The following is a 25,521-nucleotide window of genomic DNA, read 5'->3' on the forward strand; positions in this document are numbered from 1 at the left end:
GAACAGACATAGTCCACTGTCATAAATGACAGGTTTTACGACCATTCATCGGAAAACCTTCAAGCGTTGTCTGGCGAATCGACACGCACATCAAAACGCGCACTTTCTGCATCGTCTGACATTGGCGCCCCTGTGTCGGAGATTTGCCGGAAACGGCACCACTGGGCGCCACTGTGGAGCGGCTCCGTCGGCGAGGCCGTCCAGCCAGCGTCAGTGACGGTAATGGGGCCGGCAAGCAGGACATCCGCGCTGTACCAGCTCAAGAGAGTCCCGATGCCCGGTTTGCCCAAGCCAGTGACGGCCACCAAGGGAGGAACCCAGAGGCCTGGCCCTGGGTATATGAATTGCGGGAGAAAGAGCCTTGCCTGACACTCCCATTCGCTGGGGATCGAATGATATTCACCCTTGGAGGCCATAACGCTCAATGTGACAGCCCCATCGGGTAGCTCCAGCGTTGCGGGGATTGACCAGCTTGCGTCGTCAAGCACCGGGGCCGTGCCCAATACGCATTCCCCGCGCTTGAGCGTGATCAGGTCACCAGGAACGCCGAACCCGGACACCGTCACTGTAGCGCCGAGGAATTCTTCGGGAGTGGGTGATTCGGGCATCACCGCGACGGGTACGACCCGACATGGCACGTCAAGGCTGGGTTTTGAAGTTTTGCCCTCGAACGTCTGAGTTGCCCAAAGGATTTCGTCTCCGACCTCCAACACAACGCTGGCTTCCCACGTACCGTCCACACCGATCTGGACATCGCGCAACAACGGCTCATCGAGCCCGCGGCGCCAAACGGTAACCAACCCGTCTCGCCGACCTGTACCCGACAGAACTGCCGTGCGCGTCAGATCGCCTCCAGGAAGCGGCCGCACGAACTCGGGCGGCATGACCACGACGTCGAATTGGCGCACCTCACTGTCGGGTGAGGCCCGGTCGTTGAGGGTTTGCTGCGCGGTGATGAACCATGTCTTGATGGCGAGTCCGGTGAGGCGCACCGACCAAGGGCCGTCCTGCCCGAGAACCACGGGATCGCCCAAGGGCTTTCCGTCCTGTAAATTCCACAGCCGCATCGAAGCGCCTGACATGCCGAAGTCACCGGTCACTGTCAGATCACTGTCCGTTTCCTGTTCGGGCAGCGGCGTTCTGATCGCGGGCTTGAGCCGCTCCCTGTAGACCATGAAGCTGGTGGAGGCAGGCTCTGAGGTCTGCCCGTTGAGCGTCTGAGTCGCCTGGACGGCGTAAGCCATACCTTCAGTGAAAAAGAGGTCGCGCTGAAAGCGCCAGGTGTCTCCAGATACATCTGCTTCAAAAAAGCGCTCGTCATCACTGAACTTGAGAAGGACGGTCGCTGTGCTGTGGCAACTTCCACTGAATTCGGGTGAAAGCGTGTCTTGGTCGAACGGATGTATTTCAGGTTTTCGCGGCCGGATGGTGACTTTTAACGTCACCCAGCTGGGGGATGCATGTTCGTCCATGAACTGCCTGATACGAACCTCGCGATCACGCACCGGTCCCCACTCAGCAATGGTCCGGGTAGACCACCGCCCCGCAGTGGGCACCAGTACCGGTTCAGCCGCGACCGTGTCATCAGGGCCAAGCAGCCTCACCGTTGCGCCGGGATAGCCCATCCCGGAAATGGTCGGCTGATAATCCTGGTCATGTTCTATCGCTGCCGGATCCGGCAATTGCAGCGAAATCGTTATCCGCGCAGGCTCAGACTCGATCCACCCGGCAGGGACATCACGAATTTTTTGCACAACGTCCAGAATGACAGTCCCAAGCGGCCAGCCATTCACCTGTGTTTGAAATTTCCCCCCTATGACCTCTGCAGGCGGCGGAGTTGTGGCTTCAGGCGGACTGACAACCTTGAACTCGACCGTAGCGTCATCAATACCCTCGCCCGACAACGTTACAACGGTACCCTCCACCACTACATCGACTTCCCCCAGCCTCGGCGGGCGAATTCTGAAGTAACGAGCCACACTGGCGGATGATGGAGGGCTGCCGGTGAATTGCTGCCTGGCGACCAACGAGCGACGGCCGGGGGAGACATCGACCTCTACCTTCCAGCTACCTGCCATATCTGTGATGGTCGACGATCCGAGGACCGGACCGGTTTCCAGATCCGGATAGATGGAAACCGTTGCCCCGAACGCACCCTGGTCGCCTTCCAGAGTAAATTGGGGATTCTGGGGAGTGGCTTCCATCGGTTTTGTAATGCGAGGTGCACCCATCGTGACAAACGTGCGCTCGACCGGAGCATGGGAGCCGCCAAACCCGTCATGAGAAGCCTGAATGGTCAGCGAAGAAGTGGGCGGAGGGATGATGCTCACTTCCCAGAAACCATACGTACCGGCAACACAGGTACCCAAGGTTTGGCCTGTCGCAACATTCTTTACCGTAACCGTCGAGCCCGTTATGGCGTCTCCTTTCAGTAGAAAAGGCTGAGCCGGCGGTACGAACGCGCCTGCAGCAGGAGATGTAATCGAGGTCCCGCAATTCTTCCGCCAGATAATGTCTACCGATACACGCTGCACAGGGTCGCGGATTCTTGCCGCTATGTTCAGATTCGGATAGGGCAGACTCTCAAGATCATCTTCTACATACCAATACCCGTTACCGTCTCGAGGTGGATAAAGTGTCCGGTTAACCTCCACCACCACCTCTTGAGAAGGATTCTGCGGAACAGCTCTGCCTCGCACGATTACCTTGCTGCCCAGCAAAGCGTTTGGAGGAGGGAAATCGATCTGAAGTATCTGCGCCTTTCCTTCATTCATTTGCGAGGAGGACACGCTTTCGGTCTGCGGATCGACATTCTTGTCAAAGTCTTCCATCTAGCTTTCCTCGACGGGTTAAGAGCTGGTGCAAGCGGGAGCCGGAGCCTGAGTGTTTAATACCCGCTGGTGCCTCGGCCGCCACCTGTCAACTCTGACAGTCCCGACCAGCGGTAACTATTCCCACACCGCAACATGCAGACGTCCTTCAGCCATTAACACGCGGCTACATCGGCTTGCGCCGTTGCCTACACATCACTCAGAATCCGCCGGCTTGTGCGCTTTGAAGCTGCCCCGTAACGTGATCCGTGCCGCTGCCAATCAGTGGTCGGGTTTAGTCGCCCGGGGGTTTGTCATCAAGGTGTATAAGCGTCATCAAGTCGGGTAATCCTATTCCCGCACTCGATGGTGGCTGTACGCAGGGCGCTTCGGCGCGCCGGTTTTTGGTGATACCCCCGGTCGACTAACCTGCGTCCAGCCGCCACCCCATTCGTTTAGTCGCGAGGGGTGAAGGCCCCCAACCAAGGGTTATCACCATGATCAAACCAACACCCAATCCCCCCGAAACCGAAGACTCGACCTCCCCCTACGCGTCCCCCGATTCCACCAGACTCCACGAGGCCGCTGAAAAAGCCCTCGACCACTACCTGAAAAAACCCGCAACTGCGCCGTCGTGCAATTCCGTCGATCGCGGCATGCAGATGTTCATGGTCGCGCCTGATATCAACCCTGAAGCGATGGCCATTCAAACCTATGAGACCTTTTCTTCGGTCAGCATTCTGTTGCTCGATCTGGCGGACAGCCTCGAGGACAAGCCGCGACATCTGGCGATGGCGATCTATCAGTTGAGCGAGATGGGGTTATTGCTGGCGGAGAAGGCGCTGGATCAGGAGCGAGCGATCACGACGGCGTGACGTCAAGATCAAAAGATCGCAGCCTTCGGCAGCGCCTGCATCTGGAACGCGTTCCCTTGTAGGAGCTGCCGAAGGCTGCGATCTTTTGCTGTTCAGGCCGAGGCCGGCAACGGCTGAAAGCTGAAGTACTGCTGCAGCGCCAGCACCAATTGACCGAACTCCACTGGCGCGCGGCGCAGGATGAAACCGGCGTCGTAGTGCAGCGGCGTGGCGTCTTCATGGCACCACACGCAACAGGCGCTGAAATCGATGACTTGCTGGCCGCCATCGCGGGTGGGGACTTTGAGGCGTAACTGGAAATCCATCCCGACCATCATCGGCAATTGACTGATCAGCATCAGCCCGTCTGCCGACACGTTGCCGAGAAAGCCAACGGGTTTGTCGGTCACGCTATTGAACACTCTGAGGTAGTACGGCAACTGGTGCCGTTCGATCCGGCGGTCGGTAAACATGATCAGCAGTTCGCCCTGCATGGCTCCCTCAGGAGCCGCACCTGTGCTTCGGAACGAACCTGTTCGGCAGGCCCGCTCTCCCCGCTTCCGGTGTGACGGTCGCAATCATCGCCGTCACCTTTACAACTGCCAGTCGCAGGTGTTGCGCCGCCGTGAAGACAAGGCTTCAGGCGGTTTCCTTGACTATAGCGGAGCTTGTACAGACGGCCAGATTTTGTACGGCAAGTGCCGTCAGAAGCGTGTCGGCCGCACCACCGCAGCGGCACTGCGCGTCGGGTAATGGCCCAGACTCTGCAGGGTTTCCAGACGCGCACGGGCGCGGTAGGCGTATTCGCTGTCGGGGTACGAAGCGATGATGAACTGGTAGGTCTGCACCGCGTCGATGTACAGCTTCTGCCGTTCCAGGCACTGACCGCGCATCATCGACACTTCCGGCCACACGTACGGCCGCGCACGGCTGGCGCGTTCGACCTTGGAGAGTTCGAGCATGACCTGCTCGCAATTGCCCCGCTCGTAGGCGCTGTAGGCGTTGTTCAAGTGATGGTTCATCGACCAACGGGTGCAGCCCGTCACGGCGAGGACGCTGAGGGCAAGGGCGGCAATGGGCAACAATCGCATGGGGGTTCTCCTGTCTTGTGCTCTGTATCGACCCCTGGTCGGAAATCTTCAGGCGCGCTGATCGCAAAGTTGCCGCGTTCAATAAAGAAAACGATAAGTAGTGCATTCGAACAATGACTACACCCTTCGAGCATAGTAGCCTCTGCCTGCGCTTGAACTCAGGAGTCTTTGCATGTCCGTCCGTCGTACCAAAATCGTCGCTACCCTTGGCCCGGCCAGTAACTCGCCGGAAGTTCTCGAACAGCTGATTCTGGCTGGTCTGGACGTTGCCCGTCTGAACTTCTCCCACGGCACCCCCGACGAGCACAAGGCTCGCGCGAAGCTGGTGCGTGACCTCGCTGCCAAGCACGGCCGCTTCGTCGCCCTGCTCGGCGACCTGCAAGGCCCGAAAATCCGTATCGCCAAATTCGCCAACAAGAAGATCGAGCTGAAGATCGGTGACAAATTCACCTTCTCCACCAGCCATCCGTTGACCGAAGGCAACCAGCAAGTGGTCGGCATCGACTACCCGGATCTGGTCAAGGACTGCGGCGTGGGCGACGAGCTGCTGCTCGACGACGGCCGCGTGGTGATGCGCGTTGAAACCGCCACCGCCACCGAACTGCATTGCGTCGTGACCATCGGCGGCCCGCTGTCCGATCACAAAGGCATCAACCGTCGCGGTGGCGGTCTGACCGCGCCGGCCCTGACCGAAAAAGACAAGGCCGACATCAAGCTCGCCGCGGAAATGGAAGTCGACTACCTCGCGGTGTCCTTCCCGCGTGACGCCGCGGACATGGAATACGCCCGTCAACTGCGCGACGAGGCCGGCGGCACTGCCTGGCTGGTGGCGAAGATCGAGCGCGCCGAAGCCGTGGCCGACGACGAAACCCTCGACGGGCTGATCAAGGCGTCCGACGCAGTGATGGTTGCCCGTGGTGACCTGGGTGTGGAAATCGGCGACGCCGAGCTGGTGGGCATCCAGAAGAAAATCATCCTGCACGCACGTCGCCACAATAAAGCGGTGATCGTCGCGACGCAGATGATGGAGTCGATGATCCAGAACCCGATGCCGACCCGCGCCGAAGTTTCCGACGTGGCCAACGCCGTGCTCGACTACACCGACGCCGTAATGCTTTCGGCCGAATCCGCCGCTGGCCTGTACCCGCTGGAAGCCGTGCAGGCAATGGCGCGCATCTGCGTCGGCGCCGAGAAGCACCCGACCGGCAAGACCTCCAGCCACCGCATCGGCAAGGAATTCAGCCGCTGCGACGAAAGCATCGCGCTGGCGACCATGTACACCGCCAACCACTTCCCGGGCGTCAAAGCGATCATCGCCCTGACCGAAAGTGGCTTCACTCCGCTGATCATGTCGCGTATCCGCTCCTCGGTGCCGATCTACGCCTTCACCCCGCACCGCGAAGCCCAGGCTCGCGCAGCCATGTTCCGTGGCGTCTACACCATCCCGTTCGACCCGGCCTCGCTGGAACCGCACGAAGTCAGCCAGAAAGCCATCGACGAACTGACCAAGCGCGGCGTTGTGGAAAAAGGCGACTGGGTCATCCTGACCAAGGGCGACAGCTACCACACCACCGGCGGCACCAACGGCATGAAGATCCTGCACGTGGGCGACCCGCAGGTCTGAGTGACCGACAGCTGAAACGCAAAAGCCCCGCCATGTGAATGGCGGGGCTTTTTGTTGGCGGCGCACAAAGTCAACACGGGTGTCTACTGTCAGACCTGACAGTAGACCGGGTCGATTGTTGGGTAGCTAATCGGGTCGTAACCATCCACTCAAGGAGAGCGGCATGAACGATTCGATACGGTTGACCCAGGACGACGATGGGCGTGACAAAACCTTTGCAGACAACGGTGTTTTTTTACTGGATCGCGTCTCTCTCGGACGCGAATCCATACTGTATGGCGTCCAGACGCAATACACCCCTACCATCGAGCGGATTTATTTCACGGGGCAGGCACGTACGGGCGTCACCGAAAGACCCTACGTGTTGGGCTGCCTGAAAGCCGATGGCACGCTCGATCCCGACTTTGGCGATAACGGCATCGCCAGTGGCAATTTCATTCAACGAACGGAGTCAGCGGGCAGCTCCATCACGCTGCTCGATGACGGGAAAATCCTGCTGACCGGATGGATCTACGACACGGCAACTCCGGCGTTGGCCAGATTCTTCGCTGACGGCAGACGCGACACCTCTTTCGGTGTCGACGGCTACGTGATCCTCAGGCGGCCGGTCTCCAGCGTTGATCAGGACCTGGCTGGCATAGCAGAGAAGAATGCCAGTCAGGAATTTTCGACCAGCGTCACACCGCTGGCAGATGGAAAAATCCTCGTGGGCAATACCTATACCGTCACTCACGTGACAGACACCCGTGCGTACCTGTTCCTGCTCAACAGCGATGGTTCGTACGACACGGATTTCAACGGCACAGGTTATGTCCAGGTGATTTATCCCGGAGCAGATCCCGCTCAAGTGAAACTGCGCAGTGCATGTGTGGATCACGATGGCACGATTGTGGTGGCGGGAGGCCTGGTTTCTGATCCGAATCTGAGAGTGCCGTTGATGGCGCGCTATACGCGCGCCGGCAAACTTGTACCCGGCTTTGGCACGGCGGGTTTCTTCGCCCCACCACAAACCTTGTTCGAATTCGCCGAATTCGAAACGGTCATTGCCCAGCCGAACAAGCGGCTGCTGGGGATCGGCTCAACCAGCGATGGGCGAGGCCTTTTGATCAGTCTCGAAGCGGATGGCAAATACAATATTCAGTTCAATGGCGCAACACCGTTGCTCACCCGGCTCGACGACAGCACTACCAAATGGGAAGCAGGCGCAATGCAACCCGATGGCAAAATTGTTCTATGCGGAGCCATCAAGCCTGCGGACGAGTCGTCGCCCGGCGTGGTGGTGCGCTTGCTGGACAACGGCGCGCTGGACACGACATTTCACCAGCGCGGCTGGACAAGCACTCGGGTCGACGGTCACACCCGTTTCTATGGGCTGGCATTGCAGAAGGACGGGAAGGTCGTCGTGGCCGGTTTTCGGCACGGCGACGGAGGCTTCCAAGGCCTGATCCTGCGTTACCACGCCAACGGCACAGGTAAGCCGCCATCGACTTCGAACAATGAAGGGCAACTCGATCCCGCTTTCGGCACCCACGGTCTAGTGCTCCTGAACGCTTCGGGTACTGAAGGGGCTACGATTGAGCCCAGGGGGCTGGGCGTCGATTCCACTGGCCGGATCTACGTCGTCGGCGCTGAGCACAGTGACAGGGTTTCCTACTGGTGCATGAGGATGAGTGCCAGTGGCGTCGTCGACAGCACATTCGGCAAGAGTGGACATGTCACCGGCGAGTTCGATCCCGATGAAGGCGGACGTGCCCATTCGGACATCCTTGAAGTCGTACCGCTGCCTGACGGCAAGATATTGCTGATAGGCGACCACCACGACGGCAGCTTTGACGCATGGGTCGGGCTCGTGCGCCTGTTACCCGATGGCCGTCCGGATCCGGACTTCGGCGACAAGGGGGAAGTGCTGATCCCCCTTGGCAGCCTGAGCGCCGACCGGAAACTGCGCGATGAGAACTCCCGCGCAACGCCGCTGGCTCAATCGGTCAGCCACGGCCCTGTGCTGCCTGATGGCAAGATTCTGGTACTGACGCGGATTTATGACGGTAATGAACAAACGCAGTCGGTCGTGCTTCGTTTCATGCCCAATGGTGCACTCGACACCAGCTTCAACCAGACCGGAATGGTCCGCGTCGCACACCCTGACTATCCTCATACCGTATTGACCGATATGGTCGTCGACCATGAAGGAAAGTACGCTCTGAGCGGTTATTGCCTCGGAAAAAACCATCGGCCGGGCGACGCGCTTTTCAGCAAACTGGAGATCACTGGGGCCCTGGACACTTCCTTCGCCACAGCGGGCTATTTGGTGGTCAAGCCCAATAGCGACGAACTGCGCTTCTTCATTGGCAAACTCGTTGCCCAGGCCAACAGACGTCTGTTGGGCATTGGCCAGGATCAACACTTGGACAAGGAGCGGGGATTGTTGATCAGTCGGGAATCCGATGGCAGCGCGAACATCCAGTTCAATCGGGGCGAACCGTTGCTGACCAGACTGGAGGGCCGCTCGACCAGTTGGTCATCGGCGGCCACCCAGCCGGACGGGAGTATTCTGGCGTTTGGATACCTGTTTGATCCAGGTCGCACCGTGATCGCGAAGTTCACTGACCGGGGCGAACTGGATAAAACGTTCGGGGCCGGAACAGGATGGCTGCAGTTCGATGTCATGAGGGGGTTCATGCCTGCATCGTTGCTCACCGACTACAGCGCGCTGTTCATTGCAACCGTAATGGACAATGGTCGGCGAGTGTCCTGCGTAGCGCGCGGTCTGCTGACAACGAAGAGTCAAACCCTCGATAGCGCAGGCAAGCCTGACCTGGAGTTCGGTACCGACGGGACAGTAATGATCAATGTCCCCGACATGCCATTGGCGCGGGTCTCCGGCGTTCGTATCGGCCCGGACAACAAGATTTACTGCGCGGGCAACGGTGAAGATGTCGCCGATCCGAACCCCAGGTATTTCCTTGGTCGGTTCAACAGTGACGGCAGTGTCGATCGCAGTTTTGCAACCTCCGGTTTTGCCCAGGACATTTATCCTGACTGCACCCTGTCGCAAATCAAATCCTTCACGTTTCAACCCGATGGAAACATCGTCATCTTCAGTGAAGTCTACGCTGGAGGCCAGTTGGTGCCCGCCTTCTCCCGCTACGACGCTCACGGGCAACTGGATCCCTCGTTTGGTACCAACGGACACACCGTACTGGATATCAAGCTGTCGCCACCCGGCAGGTCGGCATCCAGCGACAGATCTCGAAAAATAGACGCCAGCGCCACCCATCCACACGGCGTCGAAATACTGCCGGACGGCAAAATCCTCGCATCCCATAACTATTTTTTCGATTTACAGCAGTCCCATGGCCTCATTATCCGCCTGGAAAAAAATGGCGCACTGGATCTGGGCTTCAACCAGATCGGTTATATCCCGGTGATTCATCCCGATTACCCCCTCAATGCCACGGTGTTGAGGAATGTGATCGTGCAACCGGATGGCAAGTACCTGGGTTGCGGCAATGTGTACGACGACTCCGGCAACCCCAGCCCGGCCATGTTCGTACGCTACAACGCTTCCGGTGAGCTGGACGAGCAGTTTGGCAACAATGGATTTGTCACTGTTGCCAGCCCACTGCACGCCCATCTGATCCAGGCTACCGTGCTGCAACCCAATCAACGCATCCTCGGGTTCGGCGATAGCCTTGGCAACGAAGGCGTGATGATCAGCCTTGAACCTGACGGCAGTCCCAACATTCAGTTCAACCGGGGTCAACCTCTCTATACGGAGCTGGAATCCGGTTCGATTACGTCATGGACAGGCGCAGCCATTCAGAAAAACGGCAGGATTGTGATCGCCGGGGCGATCGGAGTACGGGGACAGGCTGACATTGTCATCGCACGGTTCATCGACGCAGACTTCGATCCGGAGTTCAACGATGGCCAAGGTTGGCTACGCAAACGCCTGGAGGACGGCGTGCAACTGGCTACCGGTTTGACACTGCAGGAGGATGGCCGGATTTTGATCTGCGCCACCCTGCCCGGCAGAAAAATCGCGTTGCTGCGCTACCATGGCTGAGTTTCGCCAACCGCCTCAAATGCAACGCCCTGCCAGGTAAATGGCAGGGCGTTGCATATTGGGCCTGACAAATGTGCTCGCTGACGTGGCCCCTTAGCTCACAGGGCCAGTGCAGTCGCCGCCATTTCAGTGCCGTTTGATAAATCCGTTCAACGCCGCCAACGCTTCCGGGGAACGCAGCCGCTGGGTGAACAACGCGCCCTCCTCCTCGATCACTTTGCGCAGCAACTCGCGATCCGGCGCTCGCATCAATTGCTTGCTGATGCGTACCGCTTCGGCCGGCAGTTCATCAAACCGCAGCGCCATCTCCCGGGCCTTGCTCAGCACCGCATCACCGCTGTCCAGCGCTTGGGTGGCGATCCCCCACTGCGCAGCCTGCTCGCCGCTGAAGCTTTCGCCGAGCAACAACAATTCTGCCGCTCTGGCCTGCCCAAGCAGTCGCGGCAGGATCAGGCTGGAACCGAACTCCGGGCACAGACCAAGGTTGACGAATGGCATGCGCAGGCGTGCATCGCGGCTGACGTAAACCAGATCGCAATGCAGCAACAGGGTTGTGCCGATGCCAACCGCCGCGCCGGCCACAGCGGCAATCACCGGTTTGCGGCACTCGAGCAAATTGAGCATGAAATGAAACACCGGGCTGTCGAGGTCGCTCGGCGGTTGCTGGATGAAGTCGGCGATGTCGTTGCCGGCCGTGAAACACTCGGCGCTGCCGGTGATCAGCACGGCGTTGATCTGCGGGTCGCCATCGGCCTGCTTCAATGCGTCGGCGAGGCGGCCGTACATGGCACGGGTCAGGGCGTTTTTCTTGTCCGGGCGGTTGAGGCGCAGGGTCAACAGACCGCGCTCGCGTTCCAGCAGAATGGCTTCGGTCATGGCGTGTCTCGCGTCTGGAAATCAGCGCTCAACCACGGGACAGAAACACATCGGCCAGCAGTTGATTGCGCGGCAATCCGGCCAGATACAAGCGCCTGGCGAAGGCGTCGACACTGGCCGTCGAGCCGCAGACTAAGGCCAGGGTCTGTCGGGAAACAAGGCGCAGTTGCGCCAAAGCGGCGGCCGACTCGGCCGCCGTCCACAGCTCGACGCTGAGGTTTTCCCGCTGCGCGGCCAGTGCCGCAAGGGGTTTGGCCAGATAGTGCTCGCGTGCGTCATGGGCCAGGTGAATGACACGGATGGCGCCTTGGTGATCCTGACGCAGTGCTTCGCGCAGGACACCGAACAACGGGCCTAGACCGGTGCCGGCGGCGAGCAGCCACAGCGGCCGGGCGTGCCAGTCCGGGTCGTAGTGCAAAGCGCCGCCGCGCAGTTCACCGAGGCGGATCGAGTCGCCGATCTGCAGGTGACGTGCGGCATCGATGAATTCGCCGGGCTGACGGCAATCGAGGTGAAACTCGAGAAAGCGGTCTTCTTGCGGCAGGCTCGCCAGCGAGTAAGGCCGAGCGATGTGGTCAATCCACAACACCAGATGCTGACCGGCGCTGTAGCGCAGGGGCCGCTGCGGAGTCAGCCGCAGGCGCAGAACGCAGTCGCTGAGCCAGTCCAGCGCCTCGACCACGGCCGGGCGACCGTCGGCGAGCGGATCGAAGGTGTGCACCTGCAGATCTTCGGTCACCTGGCATTGGCAGGCCAGGCGCCAACCGTCCTGACGTTGCTCGGCACTCAAGGCGTCCGGACGGTTGTCGGCAGGCAGGCCTTGGGTGCATTGCACCAGACAGGCATGGCAACTGCCGGCGCGACAGCTGTAGGGCACGACGACGCCGTTCTGGTTGAGGACATCGAGCAGATTGCTGCCCGCCTCAACCGTCCATTGCCGATCACCGACGCGCAGTTCAGGCATCGACGTTTTCCCATGCCGCGGCACAACGATTGCGCCCGTCACGCTTGGCCCGATACAGCGCCTGATCGGCGCGCTGCAACGCCTCATCCAGATCATCGCCAACGCACAGCAGGGTCATGCCCGCCGACAGGCTCAGGTTGCGCACTTGCAGGCCCATCAATTCCACCTCACTGAAGGCGATGCGCAAACGCTCGCAACACGCGGTCAGGCGTTCGGCATCGCAGTCGGGCAACAGCACCACGAATTCCTCGCCACCATAGCGCGCCAGCACGTCGCCGTCGCGCAGGCACGCTTGCGCGACAGCGGCAAACGCCTGCAGCACCTGATCGCCGGCGGCGTGGCCGTGCAGGTCGTTGATGCGTTTGAAGTGATCCAGATCGATCAGCGCCAGACCGTGCATCACGTCGCTGTCCAGCGCGTTGAGCTCGCGCGAGGCGATGCGCAGGAAGTGACGGCGATTGAACAGGCCGGTCAGTTCATCGGTGGCGACCAGGTCTTCGAGCTGGCGCATCATTCCGCGCAAGGTGTCCTGATGCGCCTGCAAGGCAAACCGGCGCTGGCGCTGACGTTGTCGGGAAACCTGGACAAAACGTGCGTAAAGCACCAGCCACGCCAAAACCATCGCCAGAATGCACACCTGCAATGCCGCGAGCGCGGGCTCGGCGAGGCGGAAGTGGTAGGCGTCCCACAGGGTAATCGCGGAGAAACTGAAAAACACCAGCAGCGCGCAGCGGATGAACACCCGGCGGGTGAGATGGAACAGGCCGAACAGCAGAATCAGCACGTAAAACACCAGAAACGCCCCGCGCGCCTCGTCGACATGGGCGATCAGCCAGGTCTGCCAGCCCAGGCCCATCAACACTTGCGCTTCGGTCAGGCTGGGGTCGGCGAAGCGCTGGTTGCGACCGCTCCAGAACAGCCCGAACAGGGTCGCCTGACTGATGACCACCAGAGCGCTGCCGATCGCCACGCCACTGAGCGATTGCTGGTAATGCCCGGTAAAAAACGCCAGCCACAGCAGCAGCAAAGCCAATCCGTAGGTGGCCGCAGCGAGGGCGAAGCGTTTGAGCAACAGGCGTTGAATGGCGTTATGGGTCAATCGTTGACTCACCGTGCGATAGGAGGCTGACCGAGTGTCCTACTCTACAGACCGGATGCCACTTTAGAGGCCCGGTCGCTAAATGACCACCGATTTTCGGGCCGGGAAAATGGCGTCAAAAGTGTGGCCCGCCCGGCCCGGAAGGGCAGCTACAAGCCGCAAGCTTCAAGCGGCAAGCTCAAGCTGTCCGCGTACTGCTTTGACTTGCCGCTCGAAGCTTGCAGCTTGCAGCTGCTGCAATGAATGACTACTGGCGCGTGTATGCCCAACAGAGCCGCGGTATACTGCCGCGCCTTTTTAGCGTCGCGCCACAAAGGGACAGCCGCAAGCCTCAAGCGGCAAGCTCTAGCTGTCCGCGTAATGCTTTAACTTGCCGCTTGAAGCTAGAAGCTTGTAGCTGCCCCACCGTGTTTTTCGAGGAGCGCGACTCATGACCGTGATCAAGCAAGATGACCTGATTCAGAGCGTTGCCGACGCTTTGCAGTTCATTTCCTATTACCACCCCGTGGATTTCATCCAGGCGATGCACGAGGCCTACCTGCGCGAAGAATCGCCGGCGGCCCGTGATTCGATGGCGCAGATCCTGATCAACTCGCGCATGTGCGCCACCGGCCATCGGCCGATTTGCCAGGACACCGGTATCGTCACCGTGTTCGTCCGTGTCGGCATGGACGTGCGTTGGGATGGCGCCACCATGGGCCTGGACGACATGATCAACGAAGGCGTGCGTCGCGCCTACAACCTGCCGGAAAACGTCCTGCGTGCCTCGATCCTTGCCGACCCGGCAGGCGCTCGCAAGAACACCAAGGACAACACCCCGGCCGTGATCCACTACTCCATCGTCCCGGGCAATACCGTGGAAGTGGACGTGGCGGCCAAGGGCGGCGGTTCCGAGAACAAGTCGAAAATGGCCATGCTCAACCCGTCCGATTCGATCGTTGACTGGGTGCTCAAGACTGTTCCGACCATGGGCGCTGGCTGGTGCCCGCCAGGCATGCTCGGTATCGGCATCGGCGGCACCGCGGAGAAAGCCGCGGTGATGGCCAAGGAAGTGTTGATGGAATCCATCGACATTCACGAACTCAAGGCCCGTGGCCCGCAGAACCGCATCGAAGAAATGCGTCTGGAGTTGTTCGAGAAGGTCAACCAGTTGGGCATCGGCGCCCAGGGCCTCGGTGGCCTGACCACCGTGCTCGACGTGAAGATCATGGACTACCCGACCCACGCCGCCTCGCTGCCGGTGTGCATGATCCCCAACTGCGCTGCCACCCGTCACGCGCACTTTGTGCTCGACGGTTCCGGCCCGGCCTCGCTGGAAGCGCCACCGCTGGACGCCTACCCGGAAATCGTCTGGGAAGCCGGCCCGTCGGCCCGCCGTGTCAACCTCGACACTCTGACGCCGGAAGACGTGCAGAGCTGGAAGCCGGGCGAAACCGTGCTGCTCAACGGCAAGATGCTCACCGGTCGCGACGCCGCGCACAAGCGCATGGTCGAGATGCTCAACAAGGGTGAAACCCTGCCGGTGGACCTCAAGGGTCGCTTCATCTACTACGTCGGCCCGGTTGATCCGGTGGGTGACGAAGTGGTTGGCCCGGCTGGCCCGACCACCGCGACGCGGATGGACAAGTTCACCCGGCAGATCCTCGAGCAGACCGGTTTGTTGGGCATGATCGGCAAATCCGAGCGCGGCCCGACTGCGATCGACGCGATCAAGGACAACAAGGCTGTGTACCTGATGGCCGTCGGCGGCGCGGCTTACCTGGTTGCGCAAGCGATCAAGAAGTCCAAAGTGCTGGCGTTTGCCGAACTGGGCATGGAAGCGATCTACGAGTTCGAGGTCAAGGACATGCCGGTCACCGTGGCGGTGGACAGCAAAGGTGAGTCCGTACACATCACTGGCCCGGCGATCTGGCAGCAGAAGATCAGCGAAAGCCTGGCGGTAGAAGTGCAGTAAGCCCTTCGCTTCCGTGAAACGGCCGATTCATCCGCAGGGATGACTCGGCCGTTTTCATATGTGCAAACCGATCGCGATAAAAAAACTGCCGGAGCATACAAAATGATCTTGCGCACCTGTCAGATCTGACAGGTTCATTTACCCGCCATTCTTGTTAGCGTCAGTCCAGTCACGCCCACCCCGCGCGCAATGGATTCGACCATGCCTGAACAACAAGAGCTGAGCATCACCACCCCCTCCATCGCCAAAAGCGCATCGATCGCCACCATTGGCAAAAGCTGGGGCGCGGTGGGGCCGACCGGAGCGGCTTCGTTCGAACTGCCGATTCCGACGACGGCCGGGCGCGGCTGGGATGCGCAGTTCTCGTTGAACTACAGCAGCCAAAGCGGCAACGGTCCGTTCGGGCTTTCCTGGCACTTGGCCGGCGCGGGTCAGATCAGCCGTAGAACCAACAAAGGCGTGCCGCGCTACACCGATCACGACGAGATCATCGGTGTCGACGGCGAAGTATGGATGCCGGAGCTGGATGTAAACGGTGAGATCAAATTCCGGGAAGAACACACCTATAACGATGTCGACATCGGCCCGCACAGGGTCGTGCGCTACTGGCCGCAAGTGGAAAGTGATTTCGCCCTGCGTGAGCGCTGGCAAGCGCAAACCCGAGAGGCCTATCCACCGTCATTCTGGCTGATACACGGCGCCGACGGTTCGCTGCACCTCTACGGCAAGACCGAAGCCAGCCGAATTGCCGACCCCGACGCGCCTGGACATATCGCTGCCTGGTTAATAGGCGAAAGCATGAACGCGCGCGGCGAACATATCTGTTTCGACTACAAGGCCGACGATCAGGATCCCGACCCGCTGCATGAATACCGCGCCCAGCGGTATCTGGCCCGCGTGTGCTACGGCAATTTCACCGCCAGCAACAATCTGTACAGCTGGACCACAGAACACCCCGCCGAACTGGACTGGCATTTTCATCTGCTGTTCGATTACGGCGAACGCAGCACGTCACTGAGCGATATCCCAGCGTACGACGGTGACACCCTGAAACCCTGGACGCTGCGAACGGACAGCTTTTTGACCCATGGTCAGGGGTTTGAGCTGGGCACGCGCAGACTCTGCCAGCAAGCGTTGCTGTTCCATCATTTCCCCGCAAAGCCGACTGACCAACCGAAACTGGCGAGCCGCCTGCTACTGGAATACCGGCGACCGCAGGACGGCGCAAAGTGGACCTATAGCCAGATCAGCGCGGCGCACTATCAGGCATTCGATGCCACAGGCTTCGTCGAAAATACGCCACCGGTCGAGTTCGACTACGCCCCTTTTGACCTCAATAAAACCCCGCTTCGCTTTCTAGAGTTCGATACGCAGCCGGGTATCGAGGACGGCGGTTTTTATCAGTGCGTCGATCTTTTTGGCGAAGGTGTGCCGGGTTTTCTCTGCCGCCATGACCAGAGCTGGTACTACCGCGAACCGCGGCGCGCGACCCAGGGCACCGATGCAATCGACTATGGGCCCTGGGTCGCGCTGGACAGGATTCCGGTGGCTGATCGCAACCGGCCGGTCCAGCAACTGTTGACCGACCTGACGGGTGACGGTCGGCTCGACTGGGTTACTGCCCGACCGGGCATCAGTGGGTTTCGCACCCTGACAGAGCAACGCACGTTTGCCGACTTCATTCCGTTTGGCAAATTCCCACCGGAATTTTTCAACACGCTCTCGACACTCGGCGATTTGACTGGAGATGGTTTGAGTAGCCTGGCATTGATCGGGCCGAACTCGGTGCGACTGTATGCCAACGAACGTGAACAGGGCTTTGCTGCTCCCGAGGAGGTCGCTCACAAACCCGACGACGACCGCTTGCCGTTGTTCAGCAACTCCCGCAAAGAACTGGTGGCGCTGAGCAGTTTTCTGGGCAGCGATATGCCTGAGCTGTGCCGGATTCGCCACGATGAACTCCGTTGCTGGCCGAACCTGGGCCATGGTCGGTTTGGCCGTGGCCGCAAGATCAGCGCGTTGCCCTTCAGCTATGAGCAATTCGATTCGTCCCGGGTACGCCTTGCCGACCTCGACGGCTCCGGTGCCCCGTCGCTGATTTATCTGAACTCCGACGCCTTCGATATCTATTTGAATCGCGGCGGCAATGGCCTGGAGCAAACACCGATCAGCGTGCCGTGGCCCGACGTTGTGCGCTACGACCGGTTCTGTCAGGTGAGTTTCGCCGACTTGCAAGGCCTGGGCTGCGCCAGCCTGATCCTGACGGTAACGCACATGCAGCCGCAGCATTGGCGTTACGACTTCGTTTCGGCCAAGCCGTATCTGCTGACCAGCAGTAACAACAACATGGGCTGCAGCGCCAGCGTGGTCTACCGCAGCTCGGCGCAGGAATGGCTGGATGAGAAACGCCATTTGCCCACCCTCAGACGTTTTCCGGCGTGCCACCTGCCATTCCCGGTGACGGTGGTCAAAAAACAGCAGCAACTGGATGAAATCACCGGCAACTGTCTGACGCAGGTTTTCACCTGGCGGGAAGGTTTCTACGACAGCCGTGAGCGCGAGTTCCGCGGTTTCGGCCTGTTGCAGCAAACCGACAGCGAGAGCGCCGGCGACGATCAGGGCGACGGCTTCAGCGAGCCGATGCGGGTCTTCACCTGGTTTCATACCGGGCAATCGATGAACCGCTCGCGTGACGACTATTTCACTCACGACGCACATGCAGTGCCACTGGGCGATACGCTGTTCAGCCGCTACCACGAGGCGGACGATTGCGAGGAACAGCTGGATGCTCCTGACGCAGACACTTGCTACCAGATTTCCCGGGCACTGGTTGGCGCGGTCACGCGCATCGAGACCTATGCCGATACAGGCGAGGATGTTCCGCGGGTCACCACGCCTTTTACCGTCGAAGAAATCCGTTATCGGGTGCGCGAGGTGCGCAAACAAGGCGCGACCGCCGCCGCCGTCCTGCTGCCGCTGGTGGTGGAAAAAATCAACTACCAGTACGACGGCTTCGTCGACGATCCCATGTGCCGCATGGATCTGGTCCTGCGCTACAACGCTTACGGCCAGGCGACGCACTCAATCACCGTGAGCTACGCCCGGCGGCTCACCGACAACGATACGCCGCCGTTCGACGATCCTGATGAACGGCAGTGGTGGTCAGACGCCCATGACCCGGCGCAACAATCGTTCTACCTGAATGAAAGCCGCTCTGCGTTCATCGATCTGGACAAGGATCCGCAGCATTGGCGGCTCGGTTTGCCCTATCAGCAGCGCGGCAATGCGCTGGTCTTGCCCAAAGGCACACTGCCCACCGGGCTTATGCCTGGGCAGGTCTCTTATGACTGCCTGATGGAACATGAGGATTCGCCGCAATGGAACGCCCAGCGAGTGCTGACCACACAGTCCGTGCAACGTTACGTGAGTACCGACGGCAAACTGCTGGACGACGGCACTGCCAGCTTCGAAGCCTTGTTCGGCCCGTTGGAAGTGGCACAACTGGACAAGACGGCGCTGGACGCTTACAGCGTTCTATCGAATTTCGACGTGCGGACCGAATTGGCAAAAATCGGTTACACACCGATGCCGTTCCTGTTCTGGGTCCACCCCATGGGCAGCAGGGAGCAGGACCTCTGGTCGGCGAATTTCGGCTACGCCGAATATGCCGGCCCCGAGCGTTTCTACAAGGTACGGCGTTACCGTGAAACGCTCAGCCATGGCTATACCAGTGCCGAATACGACCCTTACTCGCTGGCCATCATCTGCGTGGAGTTACCGGACGGCTGTCTGACGCGTATCGAGTACGACTATCACGCGCTGCAACCGCTGCAAATCATCGATGCCAACCTGAACATTCATCAGGGTATTTATGACCCCGCCAGGCAGCCTCTGGCCACCAGTTTCCATGGCACCGAGAACAACAGGGAGGCGGGGTTCAAGCCACTGAGCGAATACAGAATTCCGGATGACCGCAGCCCCGCCGCCGCCATTGCCCACCCATCCGATGCCGTACAAAAAGCCGCGAGTGCCCTGCGCAAGGACCTGTTCAGCTGGATGGGTCGGATCGCCAGTGATACCCGCGCCCCCTTGGCCTGGATCGCCCAGGGTTATCTGCTGCCCAGCGGCCACATCAGGGCCAGCGCGCGCCGCCGACTTGCCCGGCCTGGTAACGTCCTGACGCCCGATGAGCGAGCCCTGCAAGATGCCATCGCCGCCGTGCATCGCGAACCGGTCCACAGCGTGATCCTCAGCGCCGACCGCTACCCGGACGATCCGCTGGCGCAGATCCAGATCATCAAAGCCTGTGTCGACGGCTTTGGCCGCGCTCTGCAAACCCAGCAGCTGGTCGATCCGGGCGAGGCGTATGCCGTGGACGCTGACGGTTCACTGATTATCGAAAATGGTCAGATCAAAGTGGTCGATGCCAATCCGCGCTGGCGCATCAGCGAGCGTGTCGAATTCAACAACAAGGGTTTGCCGGTTCGTCAGTACCGCGCGTTTTTCGCCGATACCTATACCTACGTCAACGATCAGTCCCTGCGCACCCTCGGCCATCACGACAAGGTTTTCTATGACGTCATGAGCCGGCAGGTGCGATTGATCAATGCCAAGGGGCACCTGTCCCGAGTGGCCTACCATCCCTGGTTTCAAACCAGCGAAGATTTCAACGACACTGCCGAGACATCATCTCCAACCCAGGCGCCAGGGTCGTGACCGCCAGCGTGCATCGCCGCACACCCGCGCTGGCCGTGGGCGATGCGCGCGGCTTGCCAGTGCGGCAGGTGGGGTACTTGCGCAGTGTGACCGACGACACTCCCAAAGCCCTGGTAACCCGGCAGCAGCACGACTGCGCCGGGCGTCTGGTCGAACAATGGGATCCGCGCCTGTCGGCACCGTGCCTGACCACGGTTTACCGCCTGGACGGATCGGCCGTGAAAACCGACAGCGTCGACGCCGGCTGGCGCCTGACCCTGCCCGGGCTGGCCGGTGAGCCTTTGCGCCGCTGGGACCAGCGCGGCAGCCATTGGCAGACGCTCTTCGATGCGCAACTGCGGGTGGTCGCCGTCGGGGAAAATGGTCGGCCCAACGTGGATGTTTTCATCTACGCCGACGCCTCGGCCGAGGCGGGGCTCAATCAGCGCGGCCAGTTGCTGGAACAAAAGGATCGTGCCGGCTCACTGCTTACCGACAGTTTTTCCCTGACCGGCCCGTCTCTGAGGGAAACCCGCACGTTCCACGACGGTGAGCCGTTTACCAGCCACCAAGTGTTCAGCCCCCTCGGCGCACTGCTGGAGCAGACCGACGCCGGCGGCCACCGGCGACGCTTATGTTACGGCCTGGCCGGGCAACTCAAGGACGCGCAACTGCTGATCAGCGGCACGTCTGACTGGCAACCGGTGTTGATCGACGCGCAGTACAACGCCAACGACCAGATCATCGAACAACTGGCCGGGAATCGGGTGCACAGCACGTGGACGTATGACCCGGCGGATAATCGTTTGCACACCCAGTCCAGCCACCACGAAGACCGTGGGGTCCTGCAAAACCTCGAGTACTTCTACGACCGCGTCGGCAACATCACCCGCATCGAAGACCACGCTTTTGCGCCGCGATATTTCGCCAACCAACGGATCGAAGGCCACCGTGATTTCATCTATGACTCGCTTTATCGGCTGATCAGCGCCACCGGCCACGATGCGGGCCCGCCGCCGGACATCCCCGGTCTGCCGCAACCGGGTGACCCTAACGATCGCCGCAACTACACCCAGACCTATCAGTACGATCACGGTGGCAACCTGATCGAGCTGTGCCATGTACGGGCGGGCAACAATTACACCTGGCAAATGCGCATCGATCCGAACAGTAATCGCGGGGTACGCTGGAAAACAGACGATCCGGAACCGGAGTTCGACGTTCTGTTCGATCTCCACGGCAACCTGAACGCGATGCACCCCTGCAAACCGCTGACCTGGAATGCCCGCGACGAGCTGCAAAGCGTGACCCTGATCCAGCGCCCGGACGGCCCCGATGATGCCGAGCATTACCGCTACAGCCAGGGCATGCGCGTGTTCAAACGCCACGAATTCCATAGCTCCGCAGCCGCCCACTTTCATCAGGTGCGCTACTTGCCGGGGCTGGAAATCCGCACCCGCGACAACGGCGAAGAGCTGCACGTCATCACTCTCGGCAACGCCCGTTGCCTGCATTGGGCAGCGAAACAACCCGAGGGCATCGCCACCGATCAACTGCGCTACAGCCTGGAAGATCACCTTGGCTCCTGCGTCATGGAACTCGGTCAGCAGGCGCAACTGATCAGCGCCGAAGGTTACTACCCGTTCGGCGCCACGGCGTGGATGACCGCGCCTTCAGAGATCGAGGCCCCCTACAAGTTCATCCGCTATTCGGGCAAGGAGATGGATGCCAGCGGTTTGTATTACTACGGCGCCCGTTATTACGCGCCATGGTTGCAGCGCTGGGTCAGTGCGGATCCGGCGGGGGATGTGGATGGCCTGAACCTGTATGGATTCGTTGGCAATAATCCGCTGCGGTACTTCGATGCTCAGGGGCAACAGCGAACACCTTCTGAATTACTGACCGTGGCGACAGACTACGAAAACCTGCTTGCTGTTGTTACAGGCAAACTGGACAAATCGATCTATCAACTCAGCCATTTGAACTCCACCAGGGATATCTACCGTTCCAGCGGGAAGCGTGCAGCCCTGACCCTGCTCAACGTTCTGGCCTCTGCCCTCACTGCGGGTACGGCGCTTACTGCAGGAACATTCGTCGGAACATTTGCCACGTTCAACCCGATCACCGGGTTGGGTATCGGCATAGCCACAGCAGCCATCGCCGCGGACGTGACAGGTGCAGGGATAGACAAGCTAGGCGCAGACAATCCTTACGGCTACAAACTGTTGCCCGACAGCGCAGATTACGATGTCGGTCGTCTGGCTGAAGAAGCCAAACCCACGGACGGGAAAAATAAAATCAAATCCTTTCTCTCAAAATATGACCCCCGCACCACCGACGGTAACAAGGAAAGTCTGATAGCAGGAACCATTGGAGTCGCTGATGACATCACAGGAGGCACTCATCTGGAAAAATGGCTGGCCTTTTTCCGTCTCAGTGTCGAAGTGACGGAGGCACTCAATAATTCGCTCGGGCAGCGCGATCTGGACCTGGTAGGACAAAGTATCGAATTGACCGCCGATTACCTCGCTGCCCGGAAGGAGCTGTATGACCAGGCATTGGCAGAGCTTGAAGGTCTCGGTCGAGAGCACATTGCAACGGCTCAAGGCACCCGCTATCGCCTGGGACAGGTCGAGACCGCTGTGCTGGGCAAGTTGAACCGTGTCACCGAGTTGCTGCCGAGAGTGTCGGCACACCAGCAGAAAAAAAGTGCAGCGAATCACTTATGAACGCTCGCGCCTTGACTCGCACACCAGACATAGTCGCTTGGGATGGCAGAGGCCTGGCTGTCAGACAGATTGCCTGTTTGCGCAAACCCGGTGACCCTGCTGTGCAAATGCTTGTCGCTCGTCAGTATTACAACGCGACAGGCGCGGTGGTTGAAAAATGGGATGCGCGTCTTTTTGGCTCAAGCCCCCGTCCCAACCTTGCCCTCGTCTATTCACTGAACGGCGAGCCCTTGAAAACCGATAGCGTCGACGCCGGCTGGCGCCTGACCCTGCCCGGGCTGGCCGGTGAGCCTTTGCGCCGCTGGGACCAGCGCGGCAGCCATTGGCAGACGCTCTTCGATGCGCAACTGCGGGTGGTCGCCGTCGAGGAAAATGGCCGGCCCAACGTGGATGTTTTCATCTACGCCGACGCCTCGGCCGAGGCGGGGCTCAATCAGCGCGGCCAGTTGCTGGAACAAGAGGATCGTGCCGGCTCACTGCTTACCGACAGTTTTTCCCTGACCGGCCCGTCTCTGAGGGAAACCCGCACGTTCCACGACGGTGAGCCATTTACCAGCCACCAAGTGTTCAGCCCCCTCGGCGCACTGCTGGAGCAGACCGACGCCGGCGGCCACCGGCGACGCTTATGTTACGGCCTGGCCGGGCAACTCAAGGACGCGCAACTGCAGATCAGCGGCACGTCTGACTGGCAACCGGTGCTGATCGACGCGCAGTACAACGCCAACGACCAGATCATCGAACAACTGGCCGGGAATCGGGTGCACAGCACGTGGACGTATGACCCGGCGGATAATCGTTTGCACACCCAGTCCAGCCACCACGAAGACCGTGGGGTCCTGCAAAACCTCGAGTACTTCTACGACCGCGTCGGCAACATCACCCGCATCGAAGACCACGCTTTTGCGCCGCGATATTTCGCCAACCAACGGATCGACGGCCACCGTGATTTCATCTATGACTCGCTTTATCGGCTGATCAGCGCCACCGGCCACGATGCGGGCCCGCCGCCGGACATCCCCGGTCTGCCGCAACCGGGTGACCCTAACGATCGCCGCAACTACACCCAGACCTATGAGTACGATCACGGTGGCAACCTGATCGAGCTGTGCCATGTACGGGCGGGCAACCATTACACCCGGCAAATGCGCATCGATCCGAACAGTAATCGCGGGGTACGCTGGAAAACAGACGATCCGGAACCGGAGTTCGACGTTCTGTTCGATCGCCACGGCAACCTGAACGCGATGAACCCCTGCAAACCGCTGACCTGGAATGCCCGCGACGAGCTGCAAAGCGTGACCCTGATCCAGCGCCCGGACGGCCCCGATGATGCCGAACATTACCGCTACAGCCAGGGCATGCGCGTGTTCAAACGCCACGAATTCCATAGCTCCGCAGCCGCCCACTTTCATCAGGTGCGCTACTTGCCGGGGCTGGAAATCCGCACCCGCGACAACGGCGAAGAACTGCACGTCATCACCCTCGGCAACGCCCGTTGCCTGCATTGGGTAGCGAAAAAACCCGAAGGCATCGCCACCGATCAACTGCGCTACAGCCTGGAAGATCACCTCGGCTCCTGCGTGATGGAACTCGGTCAGCAGGCGCAACTGATCAGCGCCGAAGGTTACTACCCGTTCGGCGCCACGGCGTGGATGACCGCGCCTTCAGAGATCGAGGCCCCCTACAAGTTCATCCGCTATTCGGGCAAGGAGATGGACACCAGCGGTTTGTATTACTACGGCGCCCGTTATTACGCGCCATGGTTGCAGCGCTGGGTCAGTGCGGATCCGGCGGGGGATGTGGATGGGCTGAACCTGTATGGATTCGTGCGCAACAATCCGATGACTTACTTCGACACGACAGGCAACAAAACAGAAGAAGCCCAGCCGTCAAGCACAGGCGCTCTGGCGTTTATTACCGGAAACACTCCCACAGAGCGTATGCAGAAGAAACTGGCCTTCCATAACGAGCTGCTTTCAGCGGTCGATCTGGCTGTCAGGGATGTCACCACACAGATACTCAATCATCGTTCCGAGACCAACAGCAGGGTATCAACCGCGAAACGAACAGGTTTTTTTCTTGCGGAAAAGGGCGCGTCCAACGCGGTTGGCATAGGCATGGGCGCAGCCGGGGTAGCAATGGGAATCCCTGGCGGCCCTCTGGGAATGCTGATTGGCGGAGCTCTTGGTTTCGTCGTCGGAAAAACCGTGAGTAGAACGACGAAAGCGATCGGCAAAAAAACCGGTTTGAACACCTCCATCAGCTTGCAAACGGATCGATTGAAAGGACCCAGGCTGTTAAAGCAAACCCAGGGCGAACAAGGGCCCGTGATCAACTTTAAAGCTATCGCCAGTTACAACCCGCTCACACCAGAAGGACGGCAAGAGATCCAACAAGGCGGCATCGCGGCTGGCAAGGAACTGGCCCTGGCAGCCGCTGGCAAGATCCCCTACGTCGGGCCGGCCATCAAGGTGATTCCGGACACCCTCGATCTCTTGAATGAAATAGTAACCAGCGCAAATGATCTTACCGAGGATGAGGTGACTGCACTGGATGCCGACATTACCGACACGATCAATATGCTGCAGTATCGCTCGAAACATTTAATCGAAACGGTCAAGACCCTAAGTCGTACGGACCCCTCCAAGCGCATTGAACGCATTGAACGCGATACAGGACAGCGAATAAGAAGGCTGCGAAACCTGAGGACCGTGCTTCATTCCAATTCGTCGACTTTTACTGCCGTATGAAAAGGTGAC

The 25,521-nt window shown here is 59.9% G+C and carries 13 protein-coding genes; 7 read left to right on the top strand and 6 right to left on the bottom strand.

Annotation, left to right across the window (positions count from 1 at the left end):
• Window positions 1-59 precede the first annotated feature (59 nt).
• The gene (locus tag BLU71_RS15825; RefSeq protein ID WP_083353456.1) at window positions 60-2,831 is read right to left on the bottom strand and encodes a carboxypeptidase regulatory-like domain-containing protein; all 2,772 of its coding nucleotides are present in this window, start codon (window positions 2,829-2,831) and stop codon (window positions 60-62) included.
• A gap of 476 nt (window positions 2,832-3,307) precedes the next feature.
• On the opposite strand from BLU71_RS15825, the gene BLU71_RS15830 reads away from it, so the two are divergent.
• Window positions 3,308-3,685, top strand: a complete 378-nt coding sequence (locus BLU71_RS15830) for a DUF6124 family protein (RefSeq protein ID WP_042607316.1) — start codon at window positions 3,308-3,310, stop codon at window positions 3,683-3,685.
• A 92-nt stretch (window positions 3,686-3,777) separates the two neighbouring features.
• On the opposite strand, the gene BLU71_RS15835 is transcribed toward BLU71_RS15830, so the two are convergent.
• Window positions 3,778-4,137, bottom strand: coding sequence for a PilZ domain-containing protein (locus BLU71_RS15835; RefSeq protein WP_083354345.1), 360 nt, complete (start codon window positions 4,135-4,137; stop codon window positions 3,778-3,780).
• Between the two features lie 231 nt (window positions 4,138-4,368).
• The gene (locus BLU71_RS15840) at window positions 4,369-4,755 is read right to left on the bottom strand and encodes a tetratricopeptide repeat protein (RefSeq protein ID WP_042607317.1); all 387 of its coding nucleotides are present in this window, start codon (window positions 4,753-4,755) and stop codon (window positions 4,369-4,371) included.
• A 172-nt stretch (window positions 4,756-4,927) separates the two neighbouring features.
• On the opposite strand from BLU71_RS15840, the gene pyk reads away from it, so the two are divergent.
• Entirely contained in the window at window positions 4,928-6,379 is a 1,452-nt protein-coding gene (pyk, locus tag BLU71_RS15845) for a pyruvate kinase (protein WP_024014116.1), read from the top strand.
• Between the two features lie 163 nt (window positions 6,380-6,542).
• The gene (locus BLU71_RS15850) at window positions 6,543-10,445 is read left to right on the top strand and encodes a hypothetical protein (RefSeq protein ID WP_083353457.1); all 3,903 of its coding nucleotides are present in this window, start codon (window positions 6,543-6,545) and stop codon (window positions 10,443-10,445) included.
• A 126-nt stretch (window positions 10,446-10,571) separates the two neighbouring features.
• Here BLU71_RS15850 and BLU71_RS15855 read toward each other — a convergent pair whose 3' ends face one another.
• From BLU71_RS15855 to BLU71_RS15865, 3 genes are read right to left on the bottom strand one after another with little or no spacing between them, the layout of a single operon-like run.
• Window positions 10,572-11,321, bottom strand: coding sequence for an enoyl-CoA hydratase-related protein (locus tag BLU71_RS15855; protein ID WP_083353458.1), 750 nt, complete (start codon window positions 11,319-11,321; stop codon window positions 10,572-10,574).
• Between the two features lie 28 nt (window positions 11,322-11,349).
• On the bottom strand, window positions 11,350-12,285 hold the full coding sequence (locus tag BLU71_RS15860; RefSeq protein WP_083353459.1) for an iron-sulfur-binding ferredoxin reductase: 936 nt from the start codon (window positions 12,283-12,285) through the stop codon (window positions 11,350-11,352).
• Window positions 12,278-13,384 carry a sensor domain-containing diguanylate cyclase gene (locus tag BLU71_RS15865; protein ID WP_064365051.1) on the bottom strand — a complete coding sequence of 369 codons (1,107 nt, stop codon included), beginning with the start codon at window positions 13,382-13,384 and terminating at the stop codon, window positions 12,278-12,280. The genes BLU71_RS15860 and BLU71_RS15865 overlap by 8 nt, the downstream gene beginning before the upstream one ends.
• A 430-nt stretch (window positions 13,385-13,814) precedes the next feature.
• Between BLU71_RS15865 and BLU71_RS15870 the strand changes: the two genes are divergently transcribed.
• The 4 genes from BLU71_RS15870 to BLU71_RS15885 all read left to right on the top strand — a co-directional run bounded on the left by BLU71_RS15870 (window position 13,815) and on the right by BLU71_RS15885 (window position 25,512).
• Window positions 13,815-15,338: a fumarate hydratase gene (locus BLU71_RS15870; protein ID WP_016773454.1), complete on the top strand. Its 1,524-nt coding sequence runs from the start codon at window positions 13,815-13,817 to the stop codon at window positions 15,336-15,338.
• Between the two features lie 201 nt (window positions 15,339-15,539).
• Complete coding sequence (locus BLU71_RS15875; RefSeq protein WP_083353460.1) at window positions 15,540-20,054, top strand: SpvB/TcaC N-terminal domain-containing protein; 4,515 nt, start codon at window positions 15,540-15,542, stop codon at window positions 20,052-20,054.
• A complete protein-coding gene (locus tag BLU71_RS15880; protein WP_083353461.1) occupies window positions 20,051-22,762 on the top strand; it encodes an RHS repeat-associated core domain-containing protein in 2,712 nt (903 codons plus the stop codon). Before BLU71_RS15875 ends, BLU71_RS15880 begins: the two co-directional genes overlap by 4 nt.
• A gap of 77 nt (window positions 22,763-22,839) precedes the next feature.
• Window positions 22,840-25,512 (top strand): RHS repeat-associated core domain-containing protein, encoded by a 2,673-nt coding sequence (locus BLU71_RS15885; RefSeq protein WP_331717124.1) that lies wholly within the window; start codon window positions 22,840-22,842, stop codon window positions 25,510-25,512.
• The last annotated feature ends 9 nt before the right edge of the window (window positions 25,513-25,521 follow it).

The organism is Pseudomonas moraviensis (genome assembly GCF_900105805.1).
Taxonomy (GTDB): Bacteria; Pseudomonadota; Gammaproteobacteria; order Pseudomonadales; family Pseudomonadaceae; genus Aquipseudomonas; species Aquipseudomonas moraviensis_A.